At 65.8% G+C, this 24460-nt stretch carries 25 protein-coding genes, 1 tRNA gene and 1 pseudogene; 14 read left to right on the top strand and 13 right to left on the bottom strand.

The genetic code is table 11. From position 1 onward, the window contains the following. Positions 1-80 precede the first annotated feature (80 nt). From AC2A1N_RS14765 to AC2A1N_RS14750, 4 genes are all read right to left on the bottom strand, one after another. A complete protein-coding gene (locus AC2A1N_RS14765) occupies positions 81-1502 on the bottom strand; it encodes a M28 family peptidase (RefSeq protein WP_484372701.1) in 1422 nt (473 codons plus the stop codon). A 244-nt stretch (positions 1503-1746) separates the two neighbouring features. Next, on the bottom strand, positions 1747-2151 hold the full coding sequence (mscL, locus tag AC2A1N_RS14760) for a large-conductance mechanosensitive channel protein MscL (protein ID WP_005418809.1): 405 nt from the start codon (positions 2149-2151) through the stop codon (positions 1747-1749). Between the two features lie 54 nt (positions 2152-2205). Further along, positions 2206-2922 carry a fumarylacetoacetate hydrolase family protein gene (locus AC2A1N_RS14755; protein WP_019660190.1) on the bottom strand — a complete coding sequence of 239 codons (717 nt, stop codon included), beginning with the start codon at positions 2920-2922 and terminating at the stop codon, positions 2206-2208. A 75-nt stretch (positions 2923-2997) separates the two neighbouring features. Next, entirely contained in the window at positions 2998-3279 is a 282-nt protein-coding gene (locus AC2A1N_RS14750) for a hypothetical protein (RefSeq protein WP_005410817.1), read from the bottom strand. Between the two features lie 178 nt (positions 3280-3457). On the opposite strand from AC2A1N_RS14750, the gene AC2A1N_RS14745 reads away from it, so the two are divergent. Beyond that, positions 3458-3793, top strand: coding sequence for a Rieske (2Fe-2S) protein (locus tag AC2A1N_RS14745; protein WP_242892003.1), 336 nt, complete (start codon positions 3458-3460; stop codon positions 3791-3793). 264 nt (positions 3794-4057) lie between these two features. Here AC2A1N_RS14745 and AC2A1N_RS14740 read toward each other — a convergent pair whose 3' ends face one another. From AC2A1N_RS14740 to thiS, 4 genes are all read right to left on the bottom strand, one after another. Further along, positions 4058-5905, bottom strand: coding sequence for an SLC13 family permease (locus tag AC2A1N_RS14740; protein WP_242892001.1), 1848 nt, complete (start codon positions 5903-5905; stop codon positions 4058-4060). 27 nt (positions 5906-5932) lie between these two features. Further along, on the bottom strand, positions 5933-6667 hold the full coding sequence (trmB, locus tag AC2A1N_RS14735) for a tRNA (guanosine(46)-N7)-methyltransferase TrmB (RefSeq protein ID WP_053501092.1): 735 nt from the start codon (positions 6665-6667) through the stop codon (positions 5933-5935). Continuing rightward, positions 6667-7461, bottom strand: a complete 795-nt coding sequence (locus tag AC2A1N_RS14730; protein ID WP_005418798.1) for a thiazole synthase — start codon at positions 7459-7461, stop codon at positions 6667-6669. Before AC2A1N_RS14730 ends, trmB begins: the two co-directional genes overlap by 1 nt. 118 nt (positions 7462-7579) lie before the next feature. Continuing rightward, on the bottom strand, positions 7580-7780 hold the full coding sequence (gene thiS / locus AC2A1N_RS14725) for a sulfur carrier protein ThiS (RefSeq protein WP_005418796.1): 201 nt from the start codon (positions 7778-7780) through the stop codon (positions 7580-7582). A 207-nt stretch (positions 7781-7987) separates the two neighbouring features. Here thiS and AC2A1N_RS14720 point away from each other — a divergent pair, with 207 nt between their 5' ends. Both AC2A1N_RS14720 and AC2A1N_RS14715 read left to right on the top strand, forming a co-directional pair. Beyond that, positions 7988-9841, top strand: coding sequence for an autotransporter outer membrane beta-barrel domain-containing protein (locus AC2A1N_RS14720; protein ID WP_134968674.1), 1854 nt, complete (start codon positions 7988-7990; stop codon positions 9839-9841). Between the two features lie 116 nt (positions 9842-9957). After that, positions 9958-10031: transfer RNA gene (locus AC2A1N_RS14715), tRNA-Gly, on the top strand. 50 nt (positions 10032-10081) lie between these two features. Here AC2A1N_RS14715 and AC2A1N_RS14710 read toward each other — a convergent pair. Beyond that, a complete protein-coding gene (locus AC2A1N_RS14710; protein WP_134968673.1) occupies positions 10082-10585 on the bottom strand; it encodes a hypothetical protein in 504 nt (167 codons plus the stop codon). A 145-nt stretch (positions 10586-10730) separates the two neighbouring features. On the opposite strand from AC2A1N_RS14710, the gene AC2A1N_RS14705 reads away from it, so the two are divergent. The 8 genes and pseudogenes from AC2A1N_RS14705 to AC2A1N_RS14670 all read left to right on the top strand — a co-directional run bounded on the left by AC2A1N_RS14705 (position 10731) and on the right by AC2A1N_RS14670 (position 16922). Then, positions 10731-10973, top strand: a complete 243-nt coding sequence (locus AC2A1N_RS14705) for a hypothetical protein (RefSeq protein ID WP_061479300.1) — start codon at positions 10731-10733, stop codon at positions 10971-10973. A 97-nt stretch (positions 10974-11070) separates the two neighbouring features. After that, positions 11071-11949 (top strand): 30S ribosomal protein S6--L-glutamate ligase, encoded by an 879-nt coding sequence (gene rimK / locus AC2A1N_RS14700; RefSeq protein ID WP_005418651.1) that lies wholly within the window; start codon positions 11071-11073, stop codon positions 11947-11949. Between the two features lie 258 nt (positions 11950-12207). Further along, a complete protein-coding gene (locus AC2A1N_RS14695; protein WP_242891993.1) occupies positions 12208-12687 on the top strand; it encodes a hypothetical protein in 480 nt (159 codons plus the stop codon). A 94-nt stretch (positions 12688-12781) separates the two neighbouring features. After that, positions 12782-13252, top strand: a complete 471-nt coding sequence (locus tag AC2A1N_RS14690; RefSeq protein WP_111202060.1) for a hypothetical protein — start codon at positions 12782-12784, stop codon at positions 13250-13252. A 115-nt stretch (positions 13253-13367) separates the two neighbouring features. Beyond that, positions 13368-13828, top strand: a pseudogene (locus AC2A1N_RS14685) (hypothetical protein). Positions 13829-13990: 162 nt separating this feature from the next. Continuing rightward, on the top strand, positions 13991-14668 hold the full coding sequence (locus AC2A1N_RS14680; protein WP_005410804.1) for a response regulator transcription factor: 678 nt from the start codon (positions 13991-13993) through the stop codon (positions 14666-14668). Further along, complete coding sequence (locus tag AC2A1N_RS14675) at positions 14631-16001, top strand: sensor histidine kinase (protein WP_061479297.1); 1371 nt, start codon at positions 14631-14633, stop codon at positions 15999-16001. Before AC2A1N_RS14680 ends, AC2A1N_RS14675 begins: the two co-directional genes overlap by 38 nt. 534 nt (positions 16002-16535) lie before the next feature. Further along, positions 16536-16922 (top strand): hypothetical protein, encoded by a 387-nt coding sequence (locus AC2A1N_RS14670; protein ID WP_053499205.1) that lies wholly within the window; start codon positions 16536-16538, stop codon positions 16920-16922. Positions 16923-17095: 173 nt separating this feature from the next. On the opposite strand, the gene coaE is transcribed toward AC2A1N_RS14670, so the two are convergent. From coaE to AC2A1N_RS14655, 3 genes are read right to left on the bottom strand one after another with little or no spacing between them, the layout of a single operon-like run. After that, positions 17096-17707: a dephospho-CoA kinase gene (coaE, locus tag AC2A1N_RS14665; protein WP_242891991.1), complete on the bottom strand. Its 612-nt coding sequence runs from the start codon at positions 17705-17707 to the stop codon at positions 17096-17098. 11 nt (positions 17708-17718) lie between these two features. Continuing rightward, complete coding sequence (locus AC2A1N_RS14660; RefSeq protein ID WP_242891989.1) at positions 17719-18582, bottom strand: prepilin peptidase; 864 nt, start codon at positions 18580-18582, stop codon at positions 17719-17721. A gap of 7 nt (positions 18583-18589) precedes the next feature. Next, positions 18590-19849 carry a type II secretion system F family protein gene (locus AC2A1N_RS14655; protein WP_242891986.1) on the bottom strand — a complete coding sequence of 420 codons (1260 nt, stop codon included), beginning with the start codon at positions 19847-19849 and terminating at the stop codon, positions 18590-18592. Between the two features lie 356 nt (positions 19850-20205). On the opposite strand from AC2A1N_RS14655, the gene AC2A1N_RS14650 reads away from it, so the two are divergent. The 3 genes from AC2A1N_RS14650 (at position 20206) to pilB (ending at position 22941) form a co-directional block, all read left to right on the top strand. After that, the gene (locus AC2A1N_RS14650) at positions 20206-20631 is read left to right on the top strand and encodes a pilin (RefSeq protein ID WP_242891984.1); all 426 of its coding nucleotides are present in this window, start codon (positions 20206-20208) and stop codon (positions 20629-20631) included. A gap of 96 nt (positions 20632-20727) precedes the next feature. After that, complete coding sequence (locus AC2A1N_RS14645) at positions 20728-21147, top strand: pilin (RefSeq protein WP_242891981.1); 420 nt, start codon at positions 20728-20730, stop codon at positions 21145-21147. 63 nt (positions 21148-21210) lie between these two features. After that, positions 21211-22941, top strand: coding sequence for a type IV-A pilus assembly ATPase PilB (gene pilB, locus AC2A1N_RS14640; protein ID WP_242891979.1), 1731 nt, complete (start codon positions 21211-21213; stop codon positions 22939-22941). A gap of 130 nt (positions 22942-23071) precedes the next feature. Here pilB and AC2A1N_RS14635 read toward each other — a convergent pair whose 3' ends face one another. Continuing rightward, the gene (locus AC2A1N_RS14635) at positions 23072-24445 is read right to left on the bottom strand and encodes a sigma-54-dependent transcriptional regulator (RefSeq protein ID WP_242891976.1); all 1374 of its coding nucleotides are present in this window, start codon (positions 24443-24445) and stop codon (positions 23072-23074) included. Between the last annotated feature and the right edge of the window lie 15 nt (positions 24446-24460).

The following is a 24460-nucleotide window of genomic DNA, read 5'->3' as shown; positions in this document are numbered from 1 at the left end:
AACCCGCCGTGGTGGGTGCGAACCTTGGGTCGCACCGCTCCTGCCGCTGCGCTCGCCGGGCATGGCCCGACGCTACAGCATCATTCGTTCGGCGGCGTGGTCGCCTTGGCCTCGCTACCGAAACTGCCATCGGCTTCCGCCGCCAGATACGCGAACACGGTGTACGCGGCCACGTTCTGCGCCAGGGCCTTCGGGTCGATCTTGTCCAGCGTGTCGTCGGCGGTGTGGTGCAGGTGGAAGTAGTCCGAGCCATCCTGCGCCAGCCACGCCCACGCACCGCCCTTGGCGGCCAGTGGGCCGACGTCCGGGCCCGGGCCACCCTTGTCGGCCTGGTACTCGATGCCCAGCGGCTTCATCACTTCGGCAATCTGCTTCGTCGCTTCGCGCGAGCCTTCCGGATTCGGCGAACCGGTATTGAAGGCGTAGATGCGGCCTGCGCCGAAATCGCTCTCGGCGGCCAGCTGGTGCAGGGCCACGTCCTTCGCGTGCGCTTCGGCATAGGCCTTGCCGCCATACAGCCCCTGTTCCTCATTGGCGAAGGCGATCACGCGGATGGTGCGCTTCGGTGCCTGCTTGAGCTGGCCGATCAGGTGGCCGGCGGCCATGGTGATGCCCACGCCCGCGCCGTCATCCACCGCGCCGGTGCCCAGGTCCCACGAATCCAGGTGACCACCGATCACCACCACTTCCTTCGGCAGGCTGCGGCCGGTGATCTCGCCGATCACGTTGTAGGAGGTGGCGGTGCCGTCCCAACCGCAATCCAGTGCCACCTTCACCGTGGTGCTGCCACGCGCCAGCAGGCGGGCCAGCTGGTCGGCATCGGGCACCGACAGCGCGGCCGACGGCACCGGGGTCAGGCCGTCATCGAAACGGGTGATGCCGGTGTGCGGCACGCGGTGCGAGTCGGTACCGGCCGAGCGCATCAGGAAACCGACCGCGCCCTTGCGGATCGCTTCGGACGGCCCCTTGCTGCGGATCGCTCCGCCGCGGCCGTAATCGCGGCCATCGCGGAAGGGCAGCATCTGGTAATCGACGAAGGCGATCTTGCCCTTCAGCGAACCCGCCGGTGCGGCCTGCAGCGCAGCCAGGTCGGCAAAGCGCACCACTTCGGCTTCCACGGTGCCACCCGGGCTGCCGCCCAGTGCGGTGATCTGCAGCGGCTGCGGGTTGCTGCCGGTCACGGCGGCGTGTTCACTGCGGCGTTCCCACTTCGGGAACGTCACCGGCTCCTTCCACACCTTGTCGAAGCCCAGGGCCTTGAACTTGGCTTCGGCCCAGGCCACGGCGCGGGCATCGGCTTCGCCGCCGGCAATGCGCGGGCCGATCTCGGTGGTGAGCGACTCGACCACCTTCCAGCCGGTGTCATCGGCCAGCGCCTGGTCGCGCAGCTGTGCGGCGGTGGCCAGCGACGCCGGGGGCAGGGTAGTGGTGTGCGGCGCCGCGAAGGCCGGGGCGGCCAGCAGGGCGAGGGAGGATGCGATGGCAAGGACGCGGCGACGCATGGACAACTCCGGGAAGGGACCTAAGCCTTGGAGCTTAACAGTCGTTCAGCCCGGCGCATGGGCGGGAGGTCATGGCAGGCGCGGATGCTGTTTTCCGCCAGATGCAGCAAAGCGAAAGCCCCGCCGGGGCGGGGCTTTCGCCTGCTTCTGTAGAGCCGAGCCAATGCTCGGCTGCCTTTTGCAGATCAGCCGAGCGTGGGCTCGGCTCTACAGGTGGGAGGGGCGCCCATAGGCGCCCGATACCTTACTTCTTCAGGCTGTCGCGGATCTCGCGCAGCAGCACCACTTCTTCGGCCGGCGCCGCCGGGGCAGCTTCCTTCTTGCGAGACAGCCGGTTGATCGCCTTGACCACGATGAAGATCGCGAAAGCCACGATCACGAACTGGATGACGGTGTTGATGAAGTCGCCGTAGCCAACCACCACCGCCGGGATCTCCTTGCCATCCGGTCCGAGCCGGGCTGGCGACAACGTCCAGGCCAGGCTGGAGAAATCCACGCGCCCGATCAGGTAGCCCAGCGGCGGCATGATGATCTTCTCGACCAGCGCCGTCACGATCTTCCCGAAGGCCGCGCCGATCACCACGCCGACGGCGAGGTCGATGACGTTGCCGCGCATGGCGAATTCCTTGAACTCGGTGAGCATTCCCATTGTTGTTTTTCTCCGGTGGGGAAGTGGACAGCGCGCAGGGTAGCGCAGGTGATGTCAGCCGGCGATCACGCCGTGGCGCTCGGCCACGTTTTCCAAGCGGGCACTGAAGCGGTCGCCGGGCTTCAGTGCGGCCACACCGGACGGGGTGCCCATGAACACCAGGTCGCCGGCACGCAGCTGCCACAGCTTGGACAGCTCATGCAGGATCTCCGGCACGTTCCAGATCATCTGGTCGAGCAGTGCCTGCTGGCGGACTTCGCCGTTGACCTCCAGCGACAGGTTCAGCGCGGCCAGGTCGCCGACTTCCTCGGCGTGGACGATTTCGCTGATCGGCGCGGAGGCGTCGAAGCCCTTGGCCGCGTCCCACGGGTGGCCCTTGTCCTTGGCCGCGGCCTGCAGGTCGCGGCGGGTCAGGTCCAGGCCGACGGCGTAACCATAGACCAGCGCATCGGCGTCGGCCACGGCCAGCTCGCCTGCGGGCGCGTCGCGGCCGATCGCCACCACCAGTTCCACTTCGTGGTGCAGGTTGGCGGTTGCCGGCGGATAGGGTATGGCATCGTCGTGGCCGACCACGATGGCGTCAGCCGGCTTGCTGAAGAACATCGGGCGGCCGCGGTCATCGGCCGCCGGCACCGCCGCGCCCATTTCGCGGGCGTGGTCGGCGAAATTGCGGCCGACGCAGTAGATGCGGTGCACGGGGAAGCTGCCGCCACCGGCTACCGGTACACGCGGCAGGGCTACGGCAGGGATCACATCGGAGACATCGGACATGCGGGCATCCAGGAAGGGCGTGCCCGCAGTCTAGAACGCATGGCGCCCGCCGTCAGCGGGCGCGGAAGGCCTGGATCAGCGCGAGGCCGGCAACACCGGCTTGCGCACCACGCGGTACTCGCCTTCAACCACGGTCGGGTCAACCGGACGCGCAACGCCCGGCTTGCGCGAAGCCAGCAGCTTCCACGCCAGGCCGACCAGGATCATCGCCGCGCCAACGAACACACCGATGAACACCATCGCGGCCAGGATCGCCAGGCCGAGCAGGCCCACGGCGACGCGCACCAGCGGGTGACGCGGCTTGCGCGGCGCGAACAGGGTGCGGAACTGGTTGAAGGCGGATGCGCGATTGAACATGGCGGCTCGATAGGCTGGGATCAGCGAAACCAAAGTATCGGGACGCGCCACTGTCATTGAGTGAAAAACTCGTTAAATATAGCCTGTGCTTATTACGGATCAATGACTTGTGTTCATGTCGCAGCCAGTCACCTGAGCAGGCATGCGACAATTCCGGTTTACCGTCCGAGCCTTCGCCATGACTATCGCTGCTGCCCTGATCGCCCTTGATGCCATTGCCGATGGCGCGTTTGCCGAGGTCGAAGCGCTGGTCGATGGCGATGCCGAGTCGCTGCTGCTGTATCGCGACGGCGAGCAGGTGCGCGCGTTCCTGAACATCTGCCCGCACGCTGGTCGCCGCCTGGACTGGGCGCCGGGACAGTTCCTCAAGAGCCGCGAGGGCCACCTGGTATGCGCCGCGCACGGCGCCTCGTTCACGCTGGACAGCGGCGACTGCATCGCCGGTCCCTGCAAGGGCGACCGCCTGCGCGCAGTGCCGGTGGACGTGCGCGACGGGCAGGTTTACCTGGCCTGAGGCCGGAAGCAGTCGAGCACGGCTCGACTCTACAAAAGCCGTGCCGACCAACGGTCGGCACCCACCATCAGCCGCGTGAAACTGTCGAAGGCGGGGTGGGTCCGGTTGCGGGGGGCGTGAGCCGCATGGATGCGGCGACCGAGCTTACAGGGACGTACTTGCAGCGGCCCCCGCAACCGGACCCACCCCGCCATCCCACAGGAAGCCAGCTGTTGCTTCGGCTTCTGCGGGTGCAGGGCGCAGCCCTGCCAACAAACCCAACCCTCAGAACATCAGGTTGATCATCAGCACCACCACGCAGGTATAGATCAGCGACAGTGGGCCGCCGACCCGCCACATCTCGCGCGGGGTGTAGCTGGCCGGGCCAGTGATCATCGAGATCACCGGGTTGGAGGCCGTCATCAGGTTGTTGGACGCCGACAGCGCCACGATCAGCGCGAACGCGGTCGGGTTGCCCCCCGCTGCCAGTGCCAGGTTCACCGCGATCGGCACCATCACGATGGTCGCACCCACATGGCTGATCACCAGCGAGAACGCCGTGGTCAGCAGCGCCAGCGCCACCTCCAGCACCCACACCGGAATGCCGGTCGGCAGCTTGTCGATGGTATGGCCGGCCACCCATGCGGCCGCGCCGCTGGAGTCCATCGCCCAGCCAAGCGGAATCAGCCCGGCCATCATGAACACCGTCTTCCAGTTGATCGAGGCATACGCCTCGTCCATGCGCAGCACGCCGGTCAGCAGCATGCCGGCCACGCCGGTCATCAGCGTCAGCGCCACCGGCAGCTTGCTGGTCAGCGCGATCAGGATGGTCAGCGCGAAGATCGCCATCGCAATCTTGAACTTGTGCGGGCGCTGCTCGCCGGTCGGGTAGTCGGTCACCACCACGAAGTCGCGGCTGCGCGCGGCCTGCGCCAGGTCGGTCCAGATGCTGTGGAACACCAGCATGTCGCCCGCGCGCAGCTGCACGTCGCGCACGTCCTCGCGGATCACCTGCTTGTCGCGGTTGATCGCCAGCAGGCTGATGCCGCGCTCCTTGCGCAGGCGCAGATCGGCCGCACTCTTGCCGATCACGTTCGAGGTCGGTGGCACCACTGCCTCGGAAATGCCGGCGCGGCTGGGGTTGAACAGGTCACCCAGGTGCTTCAGGCGCGAGGACATGCGCAGGAACTGGTTCTGCGCGAAGTCGCTGATCTGCTGGCGCGGTCCCATCGCACCAAGCACGCTGCCGACCCAGATGCGCATCTCCGCCGGCGGCGCCAGGCGGGTGTCGTTGCCGGTCTTCAGCGCCAGCAGCAGCGGCGCATCGTGCAGGGTCTCTGCCTCGCCCAGGGTCATGCCCACCAGCGGGCTCTCGGCGGTCACCACCAGCTCGAACACATCGCCTTCGATGCCATAGGTCTTGGCGAAGTAGCTCTCGGTGCGCGCCGGGGTGACCCCGTCATTGACCAGGCTTTCCTCTTCGATCAGCTTGCGGTCACCGTAGTAGCGGAAGTACAGCAACGAAGCGATCAGCAACGCCACGCCAATCGGCAGCGGCGCGAACATGCGCAGCGGCTCGATGGTGGCCAGGCCGGAAGGCAGGTTGTTGTTGGCCGAGGCCAGCAGATCGTTCAGCAGGATCAGTGGCGAATTGCCGACCATGGTCAGCGCGCCGCCCATCACGATCGCCGCCGAGATCGGCAGCAGCAGGCGCTGCATCGTCAGCCCGGTGCGCGCCGCCAGTCGCGAGGCGACCGGCAGATACAACGCCATCACCGACGGGTTCTGCATGAAGGACGAGTTCAGGCCGGCGATGGCGGTGGTCATCATCAGCAGCCGTTGCTCGACGCCGTGGCCGCGCCGCAGCAGCCAGGCCGCCAGCCGGTTCAGCGCCCCGGTGCGGTCCAGGCCCGCACCGAGGATGGTGGTGGCGATGATGCTCATCACCGCGTTACCGGAGAAACCGCCGAAGATCTCCTCCGGTGCGATCAGGCCGGTGACACCGAGCACCACCAGCACCACCAGCGCGACCACGTCGGCGCGGATGCGCTCGAACAGGAACATCGCCATCGTGAAGCCGACCAGCCCGAGCACGAGCTTCATGTCGTTGGTCAGCGTCAGCGCGGTATCCATGTGGGGCGCGGCGTCCTCAGGCGATCGTCAGGTGCGGTCGTACAGCAGGTCCCAGACGCCGTGGCCGAGCTTCTGGCCGCGGGTCTCGAAGTGCGTCTGCGGGCGCCAGTCCGGGCGCGGCACGCTGCCTCGCGGGCCGGCGCGGTTGACCAGCCCGGCGGTGGCGTCGAGCACGTCCCACATCTGCTCGGCGTAGTCTTCCCAGTCGGTCGCGCAGTGCAGGCGGCCCCCCGGGCGCAGCTTGCGCACCAGCAGTTCGGCGAATGCCGGCTGCAGCAGGCGGCGCTTGTTGTGGCGCTTCTTGTGCCACGGGTCCGGGAAGTAGATGCGCACTTCATCGAGCGCGCCGTCGGCGATCTCGTTCTGCAGCACTTCCACCGCGTCGTGGTGGTACAGGCGCACGTGGTCGGCATTGTCCTCGGCCAGCGCGTTCAGCAGCCGGCCCACGCCCGGGGCGTGCACCTCGATGCCGATATAGTCGCGCGATGGGTCGTGCTGGGCCGCGAAGCGCAGCGCGGCACCATTGCCGAAGCCGATCTCCAGCACCTTGTGTGCCGGGCGGCCGAAGGTGGCGTCCAGGTCACGCGGCTGGCCGTTGTAATCGATGCCGAAGCGCGGCCAGCGTTCGTCGAATGCGCGCTGCTGGGCGGGAGTGAAACGGCCCTGGCGCAACACGAAGCTGCGCACCTCGCGGCGGCCCTCGCTCACGGTGAAGGGCTTGGGCGGGGCCTTGGAACCTGCGCTGTCAAAAGGATTGGTCATCAGCCGATCAGCCCGTCCACCGGCGAGGAGGCGCTGGCGTAGCGCTTGCGCGGGATGCGCCCGGCCAGGAAGGCCTCGCGGCCGGCCTCGACCGCCTTGCGCATCGCGCTGGCCATCAGCACCGGGCTGCGCGCACCGGCAATGGCGGTGTTCATCAGCACGCCGTCGCAGCCCAGCTCCATCGCGATCGCCGCGTCCGACGCGGTACCCACGCCGGCATCAACGATGATCGGCACCTTGGCGTCTTCGATGATCTGCAGCAGGTTGTACTTGTTCTGGATGCCCAGGCCCGAACCGATCGGCGCGGCCAGCGGCATCACCGCAGCGCAGCCGATCTCTTCCAGGCGCTTGGCCAGGATCGGGTCGTCGGAGGTATAGACCATCACCTCGAAACCGTCCTTGACCAGCTGCTCGGCGGCCTTGAGGGTCTGCATCACGTCCGGGTACAGGGTCTTCTGGTCGCCCAGCACTTCCAGCTTGGTCAGGTTGTGGCCGTCCAGCAGCTCACGGGCCAGGCGGCACGTACGCACCGCGTCCTCGGCGGTGTAGCAGCCGGCGGTGTTGGGCAGGATGGTGAAGCGCTCCGGCGGCAGCACGTCCAGCAGGTTCGGCTCGCCCGGGTTCTGCCCGATGTTGGTGCGGCGGATGGCCACGGTGACGATCTGGGCGCCAGCGGCCTCGGTGGCCAGGCGGGTTTCTTCCAGGTCCTTGAACTTGCCGGTGCCGGTCAGCAGCCGCGAGCCATAGGTCTTGCCGGCGATCACCAGCGAATCGGGGGAGACATGAACGTTCATGGCGCGATTATCGCTTATCCGCCTGAAGATGGGGTCACGTAGAGGGCGGGGTCGAGCGTGGGGTCAGATCCCTTTGCCACCGGCAAAGGGATCTGACCCCTGAACACCCGCGCAGGTCTCAGCCCCCACCCAGCGCGTGCACGATCTCCACCACGTCGCCTTCGGCCAGCACGTGCTCGCCGTGGCGGCTGCGGCTGACGATTTCGCCGTTGACCTCGACCGCGACCCGGCGTTGCAGCAACTGCTCGGCCTGCAGCAGATCGTGGAGGGTCGCCGAGGCGGGCAGGGTACGGGGTTCGCCGTTGAGCTGGATGTTCATCGCCGCATTGTCGCCTATGGCCTTCGCGGATCGGAACCCTTGCAAATTGCCTCGGCCGCCAGCCCCGGCACAGCGTTGTCCGACGCTGCCGGGCGACAATCCATGCGGCGGCGCAGCGTGAGCAATACGCGGCGCAGTGAAACCATTCACCGTGCGCCGGCGTACGTCCGCCGGGTCCTCAACGATATCCCCACAGGAGTTTCTTACATGCTGCTCAGCAAACGCCCGATCCGCTCCCTGATGGCGGCCGCGATCGCGCTGGCCGCGGTTCCGGCCATGGCAGGCGAATCCCCGTATTCCAAGGCCGTGTTCTTCGGCGACAGCCTGACCGACGCCGGCTATTTCCGCCCGCTGCTGCCGGCCGATGTGCGTCCGGTCACCGGCCAGTTCACCACCAACCCCGGTTGGGTGTGGGCGCAGCAGGTCGCCAACTACTATGGCCTCAATGGCGCCGCCAACGGCAACGGCCAGAGCGGTGACAACTATGCAGTCGGCGGTGCCCGCGTGTCGGTGGACGAGGCCGGTGGCCTGGGCGTGATTCCGTCGCTGAAGTCGCAAGCAACCCGCTACCTTGCCGCGAACGGTGGCAAGGCTGACGGCAACGCCCTGTACACCGTATGGGGAGGTGCCAATGATCTGTTCGCGGCCACCCGTGCGGCGGCAGGTGGCGCTTCGCAGGCCCAGGTGCAGGGCATCATCGGCGCAGCGGTCACCGACCAGATCGCGCTGGTGGGTGCGCTGAAGCAGGCCGGCGCCCAGTACGTGCTGGTACCGAACCTGCCGGATGTGGGCATCACCCCACAGTTCCGCGGCCCCAATGCCGCCGCCGCCACCGCACTGTCGGCCGGCTACAACAAGGCCCTGTACGGTGGCCTGAAGCAGGCGGGCATCGAGTTCATTCCGCTCGATACCTTCAGCATCCTGCGTGAAGTGACCGCCAACCCGGGCATGTACGGTTTCACCAACGTCACCAGCACCGCCTGCAAGATCGATCCGGCCAACTCGACGCAGAGCATCCTGACCTGCAACCCGACCAGCTACGTCAGCCCGGATGCGGCCAACACCTACCTGTTCGCCGATGGCGTGCACCCGACCACCGCCGGCCATCAGCTGCTGGGCCAGTACGCGGTCTCGGTGCTGGAAGCGCCGCGCCTGCAGCAGGTGCTGAGCCACTCGGCGCAGACCATCGGCCGCTCGCGCGCCGACCAGGTCAGCATGCACCTGGGCGGTCGTCCGGCTGACGGCCTGTCCTGGTGGGGTGGCGTGCGGGGCGACCTGCAGCGCTACGACCACGCCGACCTGTACGACGGGCTGGCCCCGGCCGGTCTGTTCGGTATCGACTGGGCACGCGACGGCATGGTGTTCGGCGGCTTCGCCGGTTTCGGTCGCCTCAACGCCGACTTCGGCAACAACCGCGGCGACTTCACGCAGAAGGACACCACGGCCGGTCTGTTCGCTGGCTGGTACGGCGACCGCATCTGGGTGAACGGTCAGGTCAGCTACACCTGGCTGTCCTATGACGTGAACCGCAAGGTCCAGCTGGGCCCGGCCACCCGTGAGCACGGTGGTTCGCCGGACGGCAGCAACCTGACCGCCGCCCTGAACGCCGGTTACGAGTTCGGCACTGAAGGCGGCTTCCGCCACGGCCCGATCGCTTCGGTGATCTGGCAGAAGGTGAAGATCGACGGTTACACCGAAAGCGCCGCGGCCGGCACCCTGGCCACTGCACTGGGCTATGACCGCCAGAACGTCGATTCGACCGTCGGCCGCATTGGCTGGCAGGCCCGCTTCGATGGCGGCACCCTCAAGCCGTATGCGCAGGTGACTTACGATCACGAGTTCGAGGACACCAAGCAGGCCAGCGCCTGGCTGCAGACCCTGCCGGAACTGGGCAGCTACCGCGTGCCGGGCCTGAAGTTCGACAAGAACTACGCCACCGTCGTGCTGGGTGCCCGCACCGAACTGTTCGGCCTGCAGAGCAACTTCGGCCTGAGCGCGTCGACCGGCCAGAAGCGCGCGCAGGACGCCACCCTGTTCGCCAACTTCAGCGGCACGTTCTAAGCAGCAACCGCCGGGGTCGGATCCCTTTCCGCAAGGAAAGGGCTCTGACCCCTCGCGGATGCGGTGGCCACCATTGCGCTCTACCGGCCCAACCGCATAGACTTTCACCGCGCACTGCGGGCGTAGCTCAATGGTAGAGCTGTAGCTTCCCAAGCTACTGACGTGGGTTCGATTCCCATCGCCCGCTCCATCCTTCAAGACCGCGCCGCGTTTCCGCCGCGCAGGTTCCTTCAGACCGCCTCAGTACGCCGCGAACACCGCGGCCAACGCGTCCGCGTCCAGCACGCGTCCCTGGGCGCGATCATGCGTGTGCAGGTACCAGACCTCGTCCGGCTCCAAGTGCCGTGTCAGGTGCCACTGGTTTTCCCGGGCCAGAATATCCACCCGTCCCTGGCAGCCGAAGCAGAAGCGGGCCAGAGGCTTGATCGCGGCGGCCTTGCCATTGACGTTCAGGGTCAGTGCGGGGGCCGCGTAGGTTTTCAGTTCCCCGGATGACGGATTCTCGGTGATGGTGACCGTGTCCCGACGCAGCGTGGCCACCTCCGCCTGCACCAACGGTTGCAGCCACCGTTCGAGGGTGTCGAACAACACATGCAGCGATTGGATCCAGTCCTGGTACTGCTTTTCGACAGCGGCGGCCCTGGCCTGCTCCGCGTGTGCGGACTGCTGCAGCTTCTGTGCAAGTTGCTCCATTTTCGACATCGGGATTTCCGCTTTGGGAGGAGCTTCCATGGTGATCGGCACGCTCGCCTGCTTCCAGCCGAAAGCGACATTTTCGTAGAAGTCCTAGAGGCGCTGCGGAGGGGCGCGTAACGCTTCAAACTTTTCCCATGGGCAGGCCGGCGCTGAGCAGCTAGCGTGAGCGGATACTGATCAGGAGCTGCCTTCCATGAACTGCCGGAACGACGTCGTCGAGCGCATCCATCGGATCTTTCTTTCAGCCGGCGTCGGCTCGAACAAGCAGCTTGAGGCCGTGCGCGCGCTCGGGCGTGCCGGTGGTCCCAAGGCCGCGAAACTGCTCGAGCAGATCTACCAGCAGGCGTTCAGCAATTCTGCCCTGCAGATGGCCTGCGTGGCGGCGCTGGGCGAAGCGGCCCGTGGCTTCCAGGCCAGTGCTGAACGGGACAGCTGAAGCTTCATCCACAACGTTCGAGATCGTCGGCGACGGGCATCATCCGCCCGCCACACGCCCGCGCTATGCTTCGCGCCTGCCGACCGATCCCGCCGCGATGAAGCTCGCCATCCTGTCCCGCAACAGCTCCCTGTATTCCACCCGTCGGCTGGTCGAGGCGGCGCGCGCGCGCGGCCATACCGTGCGCATCCTCGACCCGTTGCGCTGCTACATGCGCATCGCCGCCGATGGCTTTTCCATGCACTACAAGGGCCGGCCGATGACCGGCGTGGACATGGTCATTCCGCGCATCGGCGCCTCGATCACCCGCTACGGCACCGCCGTGCTGCGCCAGTTCGAACTGATGGGCGCACGCACGCCCAATCCGTCCGATGCCATCCTGCGTTCGCGCGACAAGCTGCGCGCGCACCAGCTGCTGGCGGCCAAGGGCATCGACATGCCAGTCACCGTGTTCGGCGACAACCCCGATGACACCGTCGACCTGCTGTCCATGCTCGGTCCGCCGCCGCATGTGGTGAAGCTCAACGAAGGTACCCAGGGGCGCGGCGTGATCCTGACCGAGAAGGCCAGTGCCTCGCGCGGCATCGTCGAAGCGCTGCGCGGCCTGTACGCCAACTTCCTGATGCAGGAATTCATCGGCGAGGCCAAGGGCGCCGACTTGCGCTGCTTTGTGGTGGGCGACCAGGTGGTGGCGTCGATGCAGCGGCAGGCACCGGAGGGTGATTTCCGCTCCAACCTGCACGCTGGCGGCACCGCCGTGGCGGCCAAGGCCAGCCGCGCCGAGCAGCAGGTGGCGGTGCGTTCGGCCAAGGCGTTGGGCCTGTCGGTGTGCGGCGTGGACCTGATCCGCTCCGCGCGCGGCCCGCTGGTGCTGGAGGTCAACTCCACGCCCGGTTTGGAAGGCATCGAAGCGGCCTGCGGGGTCGACGTGGCCACACGCATCATCGAACACGTAGAGAAGATCAAAAAGCCCTGATTATTCATGGGGTTGAGATTCTCATGGGTGAATGAGCCAAGGCTTTAACGAGGCTTTAATCGGCGTCGGCGTAGGCTTCAGCGAACCGCAGCTCTGCCTCTCAGCAGGATCGGTATCGGGATACGACTTCAGGCCCAGGCGGGTGCACCGTCTGGGCCTTTTTTATGCCTGTCGGCTCTGTGCCCAAGGTCTCTTGTGGAGGCCGCGTGACGGTCGTAGAGTTGGCCCTTCGTTCCGGGATGGATCGGGAGGTTGGCGATGTACCGCATCATGACGATCGCGTTGCTGCTGGGCCTGTCTGGCGCTGTTGCCGCCAAGCCGGAGAAGGTCGCCGTACAGATGGAGCGGCAGGGCTCGGTCGCCGAGCAGATGCGCCAGGTGGAAGCCGCGCTGGCCGCCCCCGACTACGCCGAGCTGTCTGCCGAGGATCGCGGCCAGGTGCAGCAGTCGCTGTCGCGTATCCGCCAGCACCTGGGCGAACGCCAGACCGTGCAGGAGCTGCCGCCGCAGCTGCAGGCCGAGGTCTTCAACGAGCAGGAACGCATCAACACCCTGATGGCGCGTGGCCATGACGACAGCCGGCAGATCTGCAGGTACGAACGCACCACCGGCAGCAACATGCCCAGGAGCCGCTGCCTGACCGTGGCCGAACGGCGCCGGATCGAAGAGAAAGGCAAGGCGCTGATCAACGACCAGCGCAGCTACAACACGCTCAGCCCACCGCCCGCTGGGCGTTGACCGCACCGCCTTTCGGTCCACCGGGGTGCCGTAACGGCGTATCGGTGGCACCGCAGGGCCGATGTTCCACTCATGGAAGAACCTGGAGGTAACGATGCAGCGCATGACCCCCTTCGCCCTGATGCTGGGCCTGGCACTGGCCACCACCGCGCACGCCAAGCCCGAGAAAGGGCAGGTAAAGTTCGACGCCAACGCACCGGTGGCCGAACAGATCCGCAACGTTGAGACGGCGATCAACACCGAGGACTACAGCGAGATCGGGCTGGAAGACAAAAGCCGCGTGCAGCAGGCACTGGGCCGCATCAAGATCAAGATGGGCGACCACGAACGGGTGGAGCAGTTGAGCCCGCAGGACCGCACCGAGATCTTCAACGACCAGGAAGTGATCAACACGATCATGACCCGCGCCCATGCCGACAGCCGCATGGTCTGCCGCCGCGAGCGCACCACCGGCAGCAACATGCCGCAGAGCGTCTGCCTGACCGTGGCCCAGCGCCGCAAGGCGCAGGAAGACAGCCGCAAGACGCTCAACGACAACCAGCGCTTCAACAACTACAAGCCGTAACCGTGGTTGGGCCGGTCGCAGGCCGCCATCGGTCACCCTGCCGTGCGTCCCTTGTGGACGCATCGGCGCAACCGTAAAGTCGAGACCCTATTCATGGACGAACATGGAGCTCGTCATGTACCGCAACACTACGCTCGCCCTGATGCTGTCGCTCGGCCTGGTGGCCACCGTGCAGGCCAAGGCGCAGAAGGACACCGTGCAGATGGATGCCTTCACCCCCGTATCCGAACAGATCCGCCGCGTTGAAACGGCCATGGGCAGCGAGGACTACAGCGAGATCGGGCTGGAGGACAAGAGCCGCGTGCAGCAGGCGCTGAACCGGATCCGGATCAAGATGAATGGCCGTGAGAAGGTGGATGAGTGGCCCCGCAGGAGCGCAACGACCTGTTCAACGAGCAGGAGATCGTCAACACCATCATGACCCGCGCCCAGGCCGACAGCCGCATGATCTGCCGCCGCGAGCGCCTGACCGGCAGCAACATGCCGACCAGTGTCTGCTTGACCGTGGCCCAGCGTCGCAAGGCCCAGGAAGACAGCCGCCAGGCGCTGACCGACCAGCAGCGCATCAGCCGCTGACCCGCCGACGCAGGGGCCTTGCCCGGTGTCGCCCCGTCGGTACGAAATGTTAAGAATGGAACCTGTATCGTTCAGCAGGTAGACGTCGCGTCCACCCGCACAGGGGCATCCTGAGCGGGTGGGCCTGGCCCCCCGACGACCCTTCAAGAACCAGAGGTCCCAGTGCGCATTCTCGTAATCGAAGACAACAGCGACATCGCCGCCAACCTTGGCGACTACCTTGAGGATCGTGGCCACACCGTGGACTTCGCCGCCGACGGCGTGACCGGCCTGCACCTGGCCGTGGTCCACGAGTTCGACGCCATCGTGCTGGACCTGAACCTGCCGGGCATGGATGGCATCGAAGTGTGCCGCAAGCTGCGCAACGAGGCGCGCAAGCAGACCCCGGTGCTGATGCTGACCGCCCGCGACTCGCTGGACAACAAGCTGGCCGGTTTCGATTCCGGCGCCGACGACTACCTGATCAAGCCGTTCGCGCTGCAGGAAGTGGAAGTGCGCTTGAACGCGCTGTCGCGCCGCGGCAAGGGCGTGCAGACCCGCGTGCTGGAAACCGGCGATCTGGAATACAACCTGGACACGCTGGAGGTGCGTCGCCAGGGCAAGCTGCTGCAGCTCAACCCGACCGCGCTGAAGATCCTGCAGGCCCTGATGGAGGCCGCGCCGGCCGTGGTTACCCGCCAGGAACTGGAGACCCGCGTCTGGGGCGAAGAGCTGCCCGATTCGGATTCGCTGCGTGTCCACATCCACGGCCTGCGTGCGGTGGTCGACAAGCCGTTTGAAGTGCCGCTGATCCAGACCCGCCATGGCATCGGATACCGCATCGCCACCCCGGAAGCCTGATTCCGTGGCAACCAAGGGGGAGCGCCGGCGTTCGCCGTATCGGCGGCGCCTGCGCAGCCGCATCATCGTCTCGTTCGTGTTGTTGGGCTTCTGCCTGACGACACTGTTCGCGTTCGCCACCAACTGGGCCCGCATGCGCGTGGAAAACCAGCTGGTCGAAGACGTGATGAACCGCAACATCAACGAATATGTGCGGCGGTTCTACGAGAGCCCGGATCGCAACCCCGACCTGCCCGTGCAGCAGATGCGTGCGCGCCTCGTCAAACCCGACAAGTTCGAGGCGTTGCGCGAGGAAGAGCCGGACTGGGCCGCGCTGCCCGATGGCAACCACAACATCTCCGGGGTGGACGAGCGCGGGCAACCTTATGCGTACAAGCTGGCCGTGCGCAAGACGCCCGACGCCTGGGCATTCCTGGCCTACGACATGACCGACAGCGTGCGCGGCGGGCAGCAGCTCAACCGCGCGCTGGTACTGTCGGTGCTGGTGTTCAGCCTGTTGTCGCTGGTGCTGGGCTGGTGGTCGGCCTCGAAGGTGATGAAGCCGGTTTCGGACCTGGCCGCGCGGCTGCGTGCCTATCGCGGCGGCACGAGCGAGCCCGAGCCGCTGGCGCCACGTTTCCCCGATGACGAAGTGGGGCAGCTGGCGCAGGCGCTGGATGACTATTCGTCGCGGCTGACCGAAGTGGTGCAGCGCGACCGTGAGTTCAATGCCGACGTCAGCCACGAGTTGCGCACGCCGCTGGCGGTGATCCGTGGCGCCACCGAACTGCTGCTGACCCGGCCCGGCCTGGATGAGAAGGTGCTGCAGCGTCTGCAGCGCATCCAGCGTGCCGAACAGCAGTGCAGCGACCTGATCGGCGCGCTGCTGCTGCTGTCGCGCAATGAACGCGGGCAGGGCACCAGCAACGTCGCGCGCGTAGCCGAACAGCTGCTGGACGCCCACCGCGCCCAGTTGGGTGGCAAGCCGTTGGAGCTGGCGCTGGAAGGCGAGCGCAACCTGGTGATCGATGCGCCGGAGGCGGCGTTGTCGGTGGCGCTGGGCAACCTGATCGGCAACGCGGTGAAGTACTCGCAGGATGGCGAAGTGCGCGTCTTTGTCGGCAGCAATTCGGTGTCGGTGACCGACAGCGGACCGGGCCTGAGCGAAGAGGATGCCGCCAAGCTGTTCCAGCGCGGCTATCGCGGCACGCACGCCGGCCATTCGCAGGGCGGTGGCATCGGCCTGTCGATTGTCAGCCGCCTGTGCGATCTGTACGGCTGGCAGGTGAGCGTGCGCCCCGGTGGCGAGCGCGGCGTGATCGCCACCCTGACATTCTCGCCGAAGCCGTTGTAAGGGCCCCTGCTTTGGTGGGTTCTCCACTTTTGTAGAGCCGAGCCCGCGCTCGGCTGCGGTGGCTTCCCGGAGCCGAGCATTGGCTCGGCTCTACACCGGTTTCGTGTTGCGCCCTGTGTCGCTTGTGCCATCGAATTAACTTCGTAGACGTGATGGGCCAGAAGCCCAACACGACATCACCGTGATCGCCGCCACGCCGCGCGCGTGTCCGCATGCACGCATTCGTGCACCCAACTGCGGCTTGAGAATTTCCTTACAGATCACAGCGCTGCGTGATGGCCAGATGGGGCGGCCGGGGCAGGTGCCCTGGCCGGGATTGGCGTCCTGAAAAAAATCCAACATTCAGCAATCTTCGACTGACCCTCGGTCAGTCGTCGAAAATGCACCGCGTGCCTTGCTTCGGCGGGCGGTGCGTGGGGATTCATCAGAATCCGCTGGAGTCTTTTTGCTGAATGTCGGACCTCCGGTACGCCAACCCGCACCGTCCGCCACCTCGCATCCGCAGGTGGCCCGCCGACTGCGAGGAGATTCACCATGTCCGCACGCCCCTTGTTTCCCCAGCTGCACGCCCTGATCGGCGAAGCCGCCGACCTGCTGCCCGCCGACGTCGCCGAGCGCATCGAAACCCTGCTCGATGATCCCAGGGATCTGCTGCCCGCGCTACTGGCCCGCATGGACGGGCGCGATGCAGCCGACGGCCGACGGCTGGAGGCCGAGGGTCTCAGCCCGGCCCAGGCGGCCACCATGGCCGGCCTCAGTCGCACCCTGGCCGGCTTGAATGCACTCATGCAGGTCTTGCACGCCGCCGAAGCCGCCCGCGAACAGGGCGGTGCCCACCAGCAGCTCAGCCCGGATGTCGTCGATGGATTGCTGCTCGGCGCCCGGGAACTGGCTCGCTACGCCCGCCTGCAGCTGGAGTAGGTCCACGCCACGCGTGGATGCAGAACACTTTGTAGAGCCGAGCCCATGCTCGGCCTGATGATCGCAGCCGAGCATGGGCTCGGCTCTACAGCAGTTCCACGCTGGCGCCCGGTAGATCACCGCCGTGCGTGGAGTCGCTCCGGTAGTGCCGGCCGCTGGCCGGCAACCCGGCCTCAACTCCCAGCCAACCTCAGGTACCGCTCATGCAGCGCTTCCACCTGCGCCTGCAGGTCTTCCGGGTGGCCATCGTTGACCACCACATCATCGGCCAGTGCCAACCGCTGCGTGCGGCTGGCTTGGGCGGCGATCATCTTGTCGGCCAGTGCGGCGTCGATGCCGTCGCGCTGCATCAGCCGGGCGTGCTGCACGGCTTCGGGGGCATCCACCAGCAGCACCCGGTCCAGCCACGGGTAGGCGGTCCGCCCACCGACCTCGGTCAGTAGCGGAATGGCGGCAATCGCGTAGGGGCTGGTGGCCTGCTCGCACTGCTGTTGCATCAGAAGGCGGATGGCCGGATGGGTGATCGCTTCCAGCGCGGTCCGTTCGGCCGGATCGGCGAATACGTGGGCACGCAAGCGCGCCCGGTCAAGGCTGCCGTCCGTCAGCAGCATGTCGGCGCCGAAGCGCTCGGCGATGCGGCCCAAGGCAGGGCTGCCGGCAGCAACCACCGCGCGGGCGGCCAGATCGGCGTCGGCCACCACGATGCCCAGCGCCTCGAAGCGCCGGGTCACCTCGCTCTTGCCGGCGGCAATGCCGCCGGTCAGGCCCACCACATACCGGCTCATGGGGATTCCCCTCAGCGCAGTCCGCTCATCACCAGGTACTGCTCGACCACGGGCGCGCCCCACATGAAATACAGCCAGCCTGCGATGGCCAGGTAGGGGCCGAACGGGATGGGCGTGGCGCGGTCACGGCCCCGGGTGTACAGCCAGATCGAGCCGATGATGGCACCCAGCACCGACGACAGCAGGATGATCGGCAGGATGCCCTTCAGCCCGCACCAGGCGCCGAGGGCGGCCAGCAGCTTGAAATCGCCGTGGCCCATGCCTTCCTTGCCGGTCAGCTGCTTGAACAGCCACCAGACCATCCACAGCGACAGATAGCCCACCGCCGCGCCGACCAAGGCGGGCTTGGCCGGCATGTACAGGTTGTCGATGTTGCCTATCAGGCCCAGCCACATCAGGGGCAGGGTCAACTGGTCGGGTAGCAGCTGGGTGCGCAGGTCGATGCCGGACAGGGCGATCAGGAAGCAGGTCAGCACGATGGCGCCGAAGCCCTGCCAGCCGAAGCCGAACTGCCAGACGCAGGCCAGCACGAGCACCGAGGTCAGGGCCTCGACCAGCGGATACTGCAGCGAGATCGGCGCCTTGCAGTGGCGGCACTTGCCGCCCTGGATGAGCCAGCTGAACAGCGGGATGTTCTCGTACCAGCTCAGCTTGTGCTTGCAGTGCGGGCAGTGCGAGGGCTCGACCACGATCCCCGGTGGTGGGGGCTCGTAGAAGTCCGGTTCCTCCAGGACCTCGCGCGCATCACGCTTCCACTGCCATTCCAGCCGCTTTGGCAGGCGCAGGATGACGACGTTCAGGAAACTGCCCAGCAGCAGTCCAAAGGCGGCCGCGGCGGGGTAGCCGAGGCCGGGATGCTGGTCGAGAAAAGCCATGTATGTGTTATCCGACGACGGCGCCGAGTTTGAAGATGGGAAGGTACATGCCGATGACCATACCGCCAACGACGACGCCGATGAAGACCATGATCATCGGTTCAAGCAGGCTGCTCAGGGCATCCACGGCGTTGTTGACTTCCTGCTCATAGTACTCGGCCACCTTGAACAACATGGCATCAAGAGCGCCGGCCTCTTCGCCGATGCCCGTCATCTGGATGACCATGTGCGGGAACAGTGCGGTCTGTTTCATGGCCATGTTGACCGGATAGCCCACCGAAACATCGTCGCGCATCCGTAGAACGGCCTCTTCGTAGATCTTGTTGCCAGTGGCGCCTGCCACGATACCCAGCGCCTCCACCAGCGGTACGCCGGCTTTGAAGGTCACCGCTGTGGTGCGGGCGAAGCGGGCGATCGAGCTGTTGTGCATGATCTGGCCGATCACCGGCACCTTCAGGATCAGCCGGTCCATGGTGTGCTGCATCTTTGGCGATCGCTTATAGGCCATGGTGAATCCAACCCCAGTGCCTATTACGATGATTGCCATCAACCACCACCAAGAAACCATGAATCGCGAAAGGCCGACGATCATTTGAGTGAAGGCTGGCAAGTCTGCGCCGAAGCCGCGAAATACTTCCTCGAACTGCGGTACCACAAAGATGAGCATGATGGCGCTAACCAGTAGTGCTACAACAACTACCATCGCCGGATAGAACAACGCCTTCTTGATCTTGCCTTTGAGGCCTTCGATGTTCTCTTTATAGGTGGCAACGGTGTCCAGCACCGTTTCCAGCACGCCGGCCCCTTCGCCAGCGCGTACAAGATTTCGATAGAGTTCGTCGAATTGGACCGGATGCTTGCTCACGGCCTCGTACAGCGAGGAGCCGCCCTCGATATCGGTCCGGATGCCATCGACCATCTTTTTCATACGCGGGTTCTTGTGCCCGCTACCGATGATGTCCAGTGCCGAGACAATCGGCACGCCGGACTTCATCATGGTCGCCATTTGCCGGCTGAAGAAGGCGATGTCCTTGGCGCCTACCGCTTTGCCGGCGGCCCCGAACAATGGCTTTGGCTTGGGCTTCACCTGTCCGGGATTGATTCCCTGGCGGCGCAGCTCAGCGCGCAGCAGATTGGCATTCTTCGCCAGCTGCTCACCCTTCATTTTAACGCCCCGCTTGTCGGTCCCCTCCCAGACAAACGGTTGCAACTCCATGGTGGCGCGAGCCACCGGCTCCTTCTTGACCGCACTGCGACTGACAGACATGTTGGCTCCCCAAGGCCCGCCATCCCCAGGCGGGCGTCTAACCGCCGATGGTAGCGGGTTCAGGGCCGTCTGGGCAGTTGGTGGACAGCACAATGCGCAAATCCGTGCCGGGCGCCGACCAAAGGTGACGCACTGCGTCACATTGCCGGGTCCATCGCAGATTCGCACACGGGGGGTTCCCATCCGTGAAATTGATGCCATCATGGGCATGGGGAAATTCAAGGGGAGGCGTGCCGGGGTTGGCACGCAACCTGCGTTGATCCACCCGCAGGGCACAGGACCCGCTCACCCGGCCTACGGGCCGGAAGATCCTGATGCGCTGATCATCAACCATCACTATCTTGGGGATGTACCAAATGAAGAACCAGAAGGGCTTCACCCTTATCGAACTGATGATCGTCGTTGCGATCATCGCCATCCTGGCGGCCATCGCGATTCCGCAGTACAACGATTACACGGCGCGCGCCCAAATGTCGGAGGCGTATACGTTGGCCAGCGGTCTGAAGACTCCGATTGCCGAAGCTTTCGCTCAGGATTCCGATCCGGCTGCCTCTTGTGTGGTTCCGGCGAACGCTGTGGAAACCGGCAAGTATGTTGCTTCGGTCGAAGCCGGCGGTAACAGCCCGTGCACTATCATCGCCACCATGAAGGACGACGGCGTGAATGCGAAGGCTGCCGGCAAGACTGTCACTCTGACCTTCACTCCGGGTACTGGCGCTTGGGCGTGCTCTACCAATGCCGCCTCTGAAGTGCAGCCTAAGGCTTGCGCCACTGCTCCGTAAGCTGGGGCTTCGCAGCCAAAAAAGCCCCGGCGCTGCCGGGGCTTTTTTTTGGGGTAGGGTCGATCCAAACATTTGATCTGCGCATTGGGGAGCGCCATGAACAAGCAGACCGGTTTCACGTTGATTGAGTTGATGGTCGTAGTCGCCGTTATAGCCGTTCTTTCGGCAATCGCAATTCCGCAATACAACGACTACACCGCTCGTACTCAATTGTCTGAGGCTGTAGTCCTGTTGGGCGGGCTTAAAACACCCGTCGCCGAACAATTTGCCAACAATAATGGCGCAAATTCCTGCGTTCTGCCTGATAGCGCGGTCTTGGCGGGCAAATATGTTGAAGGCATAGAGGCGGTAGATGGCGTCCCGTGCGTGATTATTGCGACCATGAAGGCTGTAGGCGTTAACAGCAAGGTGGAATCAGCGACAGTGACTATCATCTACGCCGCTGACACCGGCACGTGGGCTTGTACAACCAGCGCGCCAGTTGAGGTCGCGCCGAAAGGCTGCCCGCATGGTTGAAGCATCCAATGGTTCCGGCCTACCTATGGTTGGGGTAGTCTGCCGAGGAGTAGGAGCGCACCCATGAACGCCGTAACCACCGCCAATCTCGTCGGCATCACCGGCCTGGCCCGTCGCCTTGTCCAGGATGGTGCGCTGGACGAGGCTTCCGCCCGCGACGCCATGGCCAAGGCCGCTGCGGCCCGGCAGCCGCTGCCCACCTGGTTCGCGCAGAACAAGGTGGTTGGGGCGGCCCAGCTGGCGGCCGCCAATGCGGTCGAGTTCGGCATGCCGCTGTTCGACGTGTCCACGTTCGACGCCAGCCAGAACGCGATGAGCTTGGTCAGCGAGGAGCTGCTGCGCAAGCACAACGTGCTGCCGCTGTTCAAGCGCGGCGGCAAGCTGTTCGTGGGTACCAGCAACCCGACCCATTCGCTGGACGAGATCAAGTTCCACACCAATCTGGTGGTGGAACCGATCCTGGTCGATGAAGACCAGATCCGCCGCACGCTCGAGCAATGGCATGCCAGCCATGACACGCTGGGCGACGCGCTGGGCGGTGACGACGATGGCATTGGTAACCTGGATGTGTCCGGCGGTGACGAGGACATTTCCGGGGGCGGCGACGCCGGCATCGATGCCAAGGGCGATGACACCCCGGTGGTGAAGTTCGTCAACAAGGTGCTGGTGGACGCGATCCGCAAGGGCGCCTCGGACATCCACTTCGAGCCCTATGAAGACGACTACCGCGTGCGCCTGCGCATCGACGGGTTGCTGAAGATGGTGGCGCGCGCGCCGGTGAAGTTGAACCAGCGCATTGCCGCGCGCCTGAAGGTGATGGCGCAGCTGGACATCGCCGAGAAGCGCGTGCCGCAGGACGGACGCATCAAGCTCAATCTGTCCAAGACCAAGCAGATCGACTTCCGCGTGAGCACGCTGCCGACCCTGTTCGGCGAGAAGGTGGTGCTGCGTATCCTGGATGGCAGCGCGGCCAAGCTGGGCATCGACAAGCTGGGTTACGAACCGGACCAGCAGAAGCTGTTCCTGGACGCCATCCACAAGCCGTACGGCATGGTGCTGGTGACCGGCCCGACCGGTTCGGGCAAGACGGTGTCGCTGTACACCGCGCTGGGTATCCTCAACGACGAGACGCGCAACATCTCCACCGCCGAAGACCCGGTGGAAATCCGCCTGCCCGGCGTCAACCAGGTGCAGCAGAACAACAAGCGCGGCATGACCTTCGCCGCGGCCCTGCGCTCGTTCCTGCGACAGGATCCAGACATCATCATGGTCGGCGAAATCCGCGACCTTGAGACGGCCGAGATCGCCATCAAGGCTGCGCAGACCGGCCACATGGTGCTGTCCACGCTGCACACCAACGATGCGCCGCAGACCATCGCGCGCCTGATGAACATGGGCATCGCGCCGTACAACATCACCAGCTCGGTGACGCTGGTGATCGCCCAGCGCCTGGCGCGCCGGCTGTGCAACAACTGCAAGCGCCCGGCCAATCTGCCCGAGCATGCGCTGCTGGCCGAAGGCTTCACCCAGGCACAGCTGGACGCGGGTATCGAGCTGTACGAGGCGGTCGGCTGCGATGAGTGCACCGAGGGCTACAAGGGCCGTACGGGTATCTACCAGGTGATGCCGATGACCGACGAGATCGCCACGATCGTGCTGGCTGGCGGCAATGCGTTGCAGATTGCCGAGGCCGCACAGCAGATCGGGGTGAACGATCTGCGCCAGTCGGCGTTGAAGAAGGCGGCGGCGGGCATTACCAGCCTGGCCGAGATCAACCGCGTTACCAAGGACTGAGGTAGAGCCGAGCCCATGCTCGGCTGAGGTACCGAAGAGCAGCCGAGCGTGGGCTCGGCTCTACAGTAGATCCACGCCATGCGTGGATGGCGCGGTCCCGACCACCGCGCAGCCGGGCATGGGCTCGGCTCTACTCCATCCCCAGCTTCTTCAGCTTGTAGCGCAGCGCGCGGAAGGTGATGCCCAGCTGCGCGGCGGTGCGGGTCTTGTTCCAGCGGTTTTCTTCCAGCGCGCGCTGGATGGCACTGCGCTCGAGCTGTTCGATGTACGAGGGCAGGGCGGCGCTGCCGGGCTGCAGGTCCACCACGGCTTCGGCGTGTGCTGCGCTGCCGGGCGTGCGCGGGGCATGCTGCGGCAGGCGCAGGTCGTCGGCGCCGATGCGGTCATCTTCGGCTAGGGCCAGCGCGCGTTCCAGGATGTTCTCCAGTTCGCGCACGTTGCCGGGGAAGGCGTACTGGGCCAGTGCATCCAATGCCGACGGCGCCAGCAAAGGCGTCGGGCGGCCGTGGCTGCGGGCCAGCCGTGCCAGCACCGACGCGGCCAGTCCCGGCAGATCCTGGCGACGCTCGCGCAGCGGCGGCACCTTCAGTTCGATCACGTTGATGCGGTAGTACAGGTCGTGGCGGAAGCGCCCGTCCTCGACCAGCTCGGCCAGGTCCTTGTGGGTGGCCGAGAGGATGCGCACGTCCACCGGCTCCTCGTTGGCGGCGCCGACCGCGCGCACCGACTTTTCCTGGATCGCGCGCAGCAGCTTCACCTGCATCTGCAGGGGCAGCTCGGCCACTTCGTCCAGGAACAGGGTGCCGCCATGCGCGGCCTGGAACAGCCCGGGCTTGTCGGCGTGGGCGCCGCTGAAGCTGCCCTTGCGGTGGCCGAAGAATTCGCTCTCCATCAGCTCGCCGGGAATGGCGCCGCAGTTGACCGGCACGAACGGGCCGGCCGCGCGGGCGCCCTGGGCGTGGATGGTGCGTGCGACCAGCTCCTTGCCCACGCCGGATTCACCGAGGATGTAGACCGGCGCCTGGCTGCGCGCGACCTTGCCGATGGTGGTGCGCAGCACGTCCATGGCCGGCGAGTCGCCGAGCAGTCGCGCCCCTTGTTCGGCGGCAGGGCCGGGCACGGGCCGCTCGGTGTTGTTGAGTTCCAGCGCGTGCTTGACCAGGCCACGCAGCACGGCGATGTCCACCGGCTTGCTGACGAAATCGAAGGCGCCGGCCTTCAGCGCTTCCACCGCCAGGTCCATGCTGCCAAAGGCAGTGATCATCGCCACCGGCGTGCGCGGGTAGTGCTGGGCGATCTCGCTGACCAGCTCGATGCCGTTGCCGTCGGGCAGGCGCATGTCGGTGATGCACAGGTCGTACGGATTGCTGGCCAGCAGTTCGCGCGCTTCGGCAAGGTTGGCTGCGGTACTGATGCGCAGCCCCATGCGGCCGAGCGTCAGTACCAGCAGTTCGCGGATGTCGCGTTCGTCGTCGACGACGAGGGCGCTGCGGGTTTCGTTCATGGGCGTGAAAGATAA

This window comes from Stenotrophomonas maltophilia group sp. SKK55 (assembly GCF_057179845.1).
This window is presented reverse-complemented; position numbering and strand designations above follow the sequence as displayed.